Origin of the sequence: Mesorhizobium sp. M7A.F.Ca.CA.001.10.2.1 (genome assembly GCF_003998575.1) — a bacterium.
Classification (GTDB): domain Bacteria; phylum Pseudomonadota; class Alphaproteobacteria; order Rhizobiales; family Rhizobiaceae; genus Mesorhizobium.
This window is the reverse complement of the sequence record NZ_RZQY01001179.1, coordinates 1-815: the sequence shown is the minus strand read 5'-3', so window position 1 is coordinate 815 and position 815 is coordinate 1. Positions and strand designations below refer to the sequence as shown.

Annotated in this window: 1 protein-coding gene; it reads left to right on the top strand. The window is 65.4% G+C overall.

The window, feature by feature from the left end; all coding sequences use genetic code 11:
- Positions 1 to 815: autotransporter-associated beta strand repeat-containing protein (locus tag EN964_RS35985; protein WP_206528836.1), on the top strand; the 815-nt coding region annotated here is incomplete at both ends.

Here is an 815-nt window from a genome sequence, read left to right as displayed (position 1 = left end):
GGGCTGGGCCAGGCTCTATTTCTCGGGCAACGACGCCGCCTATCCAGTCAGCGCCCAGGACCTCTCGATCACCGTCGGCCGGGGCGACCTCAACTTCCAGGGCAATGCGACCGCCGGCGCGGCCACCATCGTCCTGGCGCAGGACGGCTATGGCGGGCTCAATTTCGGCACCGGAACCGATGCCGGCACGGCCAGCATCACCAACCAGGGCGGCGGCTTCGTCGCCTTCACGGGGGCAAGCGCCGCCAACGCGACCATCGTCAATGACGGCCTGGGCGTACCGTATTATTTCAGCAGGACGACCTTCGACGACGATTATTCGAGCAATGAATTTTCCTCCGCCGGAGAAGCCACGATAACCAACCGGAATGGCGGCTCGACCACTTTTTACGGACATTCGGACGGAGGAACGGCAACGCTGGTCAACGAGGCCGGCGGCACGCTCGATTTCCAGCAGGCCTCGCAGGCGGCGAACGCAACCATCCTCAACGGCGCCGGCGGCAGCGTGCTGGTGCGCTTCCGGGATCAGGACTCCGTGCTCGATGTCGGCTCGCTGTCGGGCGACGGGGCCATACAAATCGACGATTCACAGCTGGCGCCACAGCTTTCGCTCGGCTCGCTCGGCCATGACGACGTCATCGGCGGCACCATTTCCGGAAACGGCTCCCTGACCAAGACCGGCACGGGCAAGCTGACGCTCAACGGACAGAACAGCTATGCGGGCCTGACCACCGTCGACATGGGAACGCTGGTGGTGGGCGACGCCAGCCATGGCGACGCCAGCCTCGCCGGCGATGTCACGGTCGATTCCGGCG